Raw genomic sequence first — 5,521 nt, forward strand, 5'->3', positions numbered from 1 at the left:
CCGAAAATCAGGTCGAGGCGCATCTGGAGAGTCACCTGTCGCTGCTGCCCGCCCAAGACCACGCCTCACGCGCCATCGTGGCGCAGATGATGGACGACGAGGCCCGCCACGCGCTGGACGCCACCAAGCTGGGCGCAGCTGAGCTGCCGTCAGTGGTTAAAACCGTGATGCGCGCCGCCGCCAAGGTGATGACGACGGTGGCGCACCGGGTCTAACTCAGCTTTCCAGCAACTCGAAGCTGGTCTTTATCTCCGCCGTTTTGGCCAGCATGATGCTGGCGGAGCAGTATTTTTCGTGGCTCATGGCGATGGCGCGCTCTACCGCGCTGGCCGGAATGCCTTTGCCACTCACGGTGAAATGCATGTTGATGCGGGTGAACACTTTGGGGTCGACCTCGGCGCGCTCGGCGGTGAGCTTGACGGTGCAGCCCTGCACGTTGTGGCGGCCGCGCTTCAAAATCAGCACCACGTCGTAAGCGGTGCAGCCGCCGGTGCCGGCCAGCACGGTCTCTAGCGGGCGCGGGGCCAGGTTGAGGCCGCCGTTTTCAGGCTTGGCGTCATCGGGGGCGCCGTCCATCATGATCGTGTGGCCACTGCCGGTTTCGGCTACAAAACCCATGCCTGAGCGCGTACCTAGCGCGCCGGTCCAGCTGACGATGCATTCCATAATAAAGTTCACTCAATGATTGAAAGGTAAAGATTGTCACCTGTGACGGGCGCTTATCATCAATGCCCCATGAAGACACAACACCTGACCCCCGCCGACTACCTGAAAAAAATCCTGACTGCTCGCGTTTACGACGTCGCAGTCGAAACCGCACTGGAGCCGGCCAAAACCTTGAGCCAGCGCCTGCACAACACCGTGCTTCTCAAGCGCGAAGACCAGCAGCCAGTGCGCAGCTTCAAGCTGCGTGGCGCTTACAACAAGATGGCGCAACTGACGCCTGAGCAGTTAAAGAACGGCGTCATTTGCGCCTCGGCCGGCAACCACGCGCAGGGCGTGGCCTTGAGCGCCCGCAAGCTCGGCACTCGCGCCGTGATCGTGATGCCGACCACCACGCCACAGCTCAAGGTGGATGCGGTGCGCGGTTTTGGCGGCGAGGTGGTGCTGTTTGGCGAGAGCTATTCCGACGCTTACACCCACTCCGTGCAGTTGCAAACCGAGCAGGGCCTGACCTTTGTGCACCCGTTTGACGACCCCGATGTGATTGCCGGCCAGGGCACGATTGCCATGGAAATGCTGCGCCAGTTGCAGGGCCACGGCTCGAACCGGCTGGACGCGGTGTTTGTGGCGATTGGCGGCGGCGGGCTGATCTCGGGCGTGGCTAACTACATCAAGGCAGTTCGGCCAGAGATCAAGGTCATTGGCGTGCAAATGAACGACTCAGACGCCATGGCGCAATCGGTGGCAGCTCATGAACGGTTGACACTGCCCGATGTGGGCCTGTTTTCTGACGGCACGGCGGTCAAACTGGTCGGCGAAGAGACATTCCGGGTGGCCAGCGAACTGGTGGACGAGTTCATGACCGTGGACACCGACGCGGTGTGCGCGGCCATCAAGGATGTGTTTGTCGACACCCGCAGCATTGTGGAACCGGCAGGCGCCTTGGCGGTAGCCGCCATCAAGCAATATGTCGCCACGCACAAGACCAAGGGTGAGACTTATGCCGCCATTTTGTGTGGCGCCAACATGAACTTTGACCGCCTGCGCTTTGTCGCCGAGCGCGCCGAAGTGGGCGAAGAGCGCGAGGCGCTGTTTGCCGTGACGATTCCCGAGGAACGTGGCAGCTTCAAGCGTTTTTGTGCACTGATTGGCGACCTGCCCGGTGGCCCGCGCAACGTGACCGAATTCAATTACCGCGTGAGCGACTCGGCCAAGGCACATGTTTTCATGGGTCTGACGACCCACGGCAAAGGCGAGTCGGCCAAGATTGCCGCCAACTTCACCAAGCATGGCTTTGTGGCGCTGGATTTAACGCACGACGAACTCGCCAAGGAGCACGTCCGGCACATGGTGGGCGGGCATTCCAAGCTGGCGCAAGATGAGCGGCTGCTGCGCTTTGTATTCCCAGAGCGGCCCGGTGCGCTGATGAAGTTTTTGAGCCTGATGCGCCCGGGCTGGAACATCAGCCTGTTTCATTACCGCAACCAAGGCGCCGACTATGGCCGCATTTTGGTCGGATTGCAGGTGCCGGAATCCGATAACGAGGCGTTCTCGGAGTTTCTGGAAACGCTGGGCTTCCCGTATGTGGAAGAAACCGCGAACCCGGTTTACCAGATGTTTTTGCAAAGTTAAGTTCGCTGGAGCAGACCATGGCCATGTCGCTGGACGGTAAATTAGTGGTGGCGATTTCAAGTCGTGCCCTGTTTGACTTTGAGGAAGAAAACGAAGTTTTCGAGCAAGGCGACGACCGGGCCTACATGAAGCTGCAGCTGGAGCGACTGGACATTCCGGCCAAGCCGGGGGTGGCGTTTTCGTTGGTTAAAAAATTGCTGGCGTTCAACACGGTACGGGACGATTCACCTGATGCCGCCATGTCACAACCGGTTGAAGTGGTGATTTTGTCGCGCAATGACCCGGTGTCGGGCATGCGGGTATTCCGGTCGGCGCAGCATTACGGCCTGCCGATCCAGCGCGGCAGTTTCACGCGCGGGCAGTCGCCCTGGCGCTACCTGAAACCGCTGCACGCCAACCTGTTTTTATCCACCCATTTGAGCGATGTGCGGGCGGCGCTGGAGGCCGGTGTGCCGGCCGCCCAGGTCTACCCGCAATCGGTTCACGCCGGGGACGCGTACCCGAACGAGGTGCGCATTGCGTTTGACGGCGACGCCGTGCTGTTCAGCGACGAAGCCGAGCGGGTATACCAGTCGCAGGGGTTGAGCGCTTTTCAGAAGCACGAAACCGACAAGGCGCAGCAACCGCTGCTGGCCGGGCCTTTCAAGCCGCTGCTGGCGGCGCTGCAACGCCTGCAACAAAGTGGCACGCCCCGCATGCGGATTCGCACCGCGCTGGTCACGGCCCGCAGCGCGCCAGCGCATGAGCGCGCCATTCGCACTCTGATGAACTGGAACATCGAGGTGGACGAGGCGATGTTTCTGGGCGGTTTGGACAAGGGTGAATTTTTACGCGAGTTTGAGCCTGATTTCTTTTTTGACGACCAGACCGGGCACGTCAATTCCGCCTCCAAGCACGTACCTTCGGGGCATGTGGCGAGTGGCGTGTCGAATAGTTGAAGCACCGTCATCGCTCAGCGCGGCAATGACGCACCTTTAAAAAATCTTCATGAACGTTTCCCGAAAAATTACCGCCTTCAAGGCCTTCACCGCCCAAGCCTGGGACTTGACTCGGCCTTACTTTGACTCGGACCAGAAGTGGCAAGCGCGGGGCCTGCTGCTCGCCATCGTGCTGCTGAACCTGGGGCTGGTTTACATGGCGGTGTTGTTCAACGACTGGAACAAGCTGTTTTACGACGCGCTGCAAGAGAAGAATGCCACCGTGTTCTGGGCGCAACTGGGGCGCTTCACTTACCTGGCCTTCGCTTTCATCATCATCGCGGTCTACAAGTTTTACCTCACGCAGTTACTGGAAATGCGCTGGCGGGCCTGGATGACTGGGCATTATCTAGAGCGCTGGCTCTCCAACCATGCGTTTTACCAACTGGAACTGGCGCGCTTTAGTGGCCCGGCCAACAGCGACGCCAAAATTCCCGATAACCCGGACCAGCGAATTCAGGAAGACATCAACCAGTTCACCGGGCTGACCATTTCGCTCACCATGGGGCTGCTCAATGCAGTGGTCACGCTGGCCAGTTTTGTGGGTATTTTGTGGGGCCTCTCGGGTGGGTTTGCCTTCTCTTTTTTGGGCGGCGAGTACAACATTCCCGGCTTCATGGTCTGGATGGCGGTGCTTTACTGCGGCGTGGGCAGCGTGCTCACCCACTATATTGGCCGTCCGCAGATCAAGCTCAATTTCGAGCAGCAACGGGTGGAGGCTGATTTTCGTCACCACATGGTGCGGGTGCGCGAATACAGCGAGTCGATTGCACTGGACCGGGGCGAAGCGGTGGAGCGGGCGCAACTCGACCAGCGGTTTGGCAAGGTGCTGGGCAATTACCTCGCGCTCATCAAGGCGCAAAAAAACCTGATCTGGTTCACCAGCTTTTTTGGTCAGGCCGCAGTGGTGTTCCCGTTTGTGGTGGCGGCGCCGCGCTTTTTTAGCGGGGCCATTCAGCTAGGTGAGTTGATGCAAATCTCGTCTGCCTTTGGTCAGGTGCAAGGCGCTTTGGGCTGGTTTGTAGACAGCTACAGCAGCCTGGCCAGTTGGCGTGCCACGACCGACCGGCTCACCAGCTTTGAAGCATCATTTAGGGCTCTAGACCCCGTGCTACCTGCGCAAGCAGCTATAAATTCAATAGCTATTGAAGCGCATGACCTGACCGTGGCTTTGCCCAATGGCGCGGTGCTGCTGGCCGGTGCCGCCTTGCGCGCCCAGCCCGGCGACAGGGTGTTGCTGCAAGGGCCGTCGGGCAGCGGCAAGTCGACGTTGTTTCGCACCTTGGCCGGGATCTGGCCGTTTGCAACCGGTGCGGTGGGACGCCCGGCAGATGCCATGTTCATTCCGCAGCGGCCGTATTTTCCCAATGGCCCGTTGCGCGATGCGCTGGCTTACCCGCTGGCGCCATCCCGTTATACCGATGCGCAACTGCGCCAGGCGCTGATTGAGGCAGAACTCCCGGCGCTGGTGGAGCAGCTCGACTTGGCAGATGCATGGAGCCAGAAGCTGTCGGGCGGCGAGCAGCAGCGCCTGGCCATCGCCCGCGTCCTCCTGAAAAAACCCAAGTGGGTGTTTGCGGATGAGGCCACCAGCGCGCTGGACGAAGCCACCGAGCATTCAGTCTATAAACAGCTTCTAGCCCTCGTAGAATCTACGCAAGGAGCTATTATTTCAATAGCGCATCGGCCGGGCGTGGCGGCTTTTCACAATCGGCTGTGGACGCTGGAAAAACTGCCAGAAGGTGCCCCGGCACAATACCAACTGGCCGCGCAAGACACCGATCAGCCTGCCGTTTTACCCGCAGTAAATCGCTCATAGCCCCGCGCCCTCAGTTCGCAGGCCGGGCACGCGGCGCAGCCGTAGCCCCAGGCATGGCGGTGCTCGCGGTCGCCCAGATAGCAGGTGTGGGTGTGTTCGATGATCAGGTCGACCAGGACTTGACCGCCATCGGGTGTCCCTGATTTTTCGCCCAGTTCATGTGCCATCGCCCAAGTGGCCGCCTTGTCGATCCACATCAGTGGAGTTTCAATTAAAAAGCGCTTGTCCATGCCCAACGAGAGCGCCAGTTGCATGGCTTTCATGGTGTCGTCGCGGCAATCGGGGTAACCCGAAAAGTCGGTTTCGCAGACCCCCGTGACCATCACCTGCAGATCACGCCGATACGCTACAGCGGCGGCCAGCGTTAAAAACAGGAGGTTGCGCCCCGGCACAAAGGTATTGGGCAGGCCGTTTTGCTCCATCTTGAAAG

6 protein-coding genes are annotated in these 5,521 nt (G+C 60.0%); 4 read left to right on the forward strand and 2 right to left on the reverse strand.

Annotation, left to right across the window (positions count from 1 at the left end; all coding sequences use genetic code 11):
• On the forward strand, positions 1 to 215 hold a 215-nt coding region (locus WCG50_RS16910), incomplete at its 5' end, for a demethoxyubiquinone hydroxylase family protein (RefSeq protein ID WP_336900766.1).
• 1 nt (position 216) lies between these two features.
• Here the strand turns inward: WCG50_RS16910 and WCG50_RS16915 are convergent.
• Positions 217 to 666, reverse strand: a complete 450-nt coding sequence (locus WCG50_RS16915) for an OsmC family protein (RefSeq protein WP_336900767.1) — start codon at positions 664 to 666, stop codon at positions 217 to 219.
• 69 nt (positions 667 to 735) lie between these two features.
• On the opposite strand from WCG50_RS16915, the gene ilvA reads away from it, so the two are divergent.
• From ilvA to WCG50_RS16930, 3 genes are read left to right on the forward strand one after another with little or no spacing between them, the layout of a single operon-like run.
• The gene (gene ilvA / locus WCG50_RS16920) at positions 736 to 2,295 is read left to right on the forward strand and encodes a threonine ammonia-lyase, biosynthetic (RefSeq protein ID WP_336900768.1); all 1,560 of its coding nucleotides are present in this window, start codon (positions 736 to 738) and stop codon (positions 2,293 to 2,295) included.
• Between the two features lie 17 nt (positions 2,296 to 2,312).
• On the forward strand, positions 2,313 to 3,233 hold the full coding sequence (locus tag WCG50_RS16925) for a 5'-nucleotidase (RefSeq protein ID WP_336900769.1): 921 nt from the start codon (positions 2,313 to 2,315) through the stop codon (positions 3,231 to 3,233).
• A gap of 49 nt (positions 3,234 to 3,282) precedes the next feature.
• Entirely contained in the window at positions 3,283 to 5,091 is a 1,809-nt protein-coding gene (locus tag WCG50_RS16930; protein WP_336900770.1) for an ABC transporter ATP-binding protein/permease, read from the forward strand.
• Here the strand turns inward: WCG50_RS16930 and WCG50_RS16935 are convergent.
• The coding region (locus WCG50_RS16935) for a 7-cyano-7-deazaguanine synthase (RefSeq protein WP_336900771.1) at positions 5,055 to 5,521 on the reverse strand (467 nt) is incomplete at its 5' end. The two genes, WCG50_RS16930 and WCG50_RS16935, sit on opposite strands and share 37 nt — an antisense overlap.

This window comes from Rhodoferax sp., assembly GCF_037143375.1.
In the GTDB taxonomy this organism is placed as follows: Bacteria; Pseudomonadota; Gammaproteobacteria; order Burkholderiales; family Burkholderiaceae_C; genus Rhodoferax.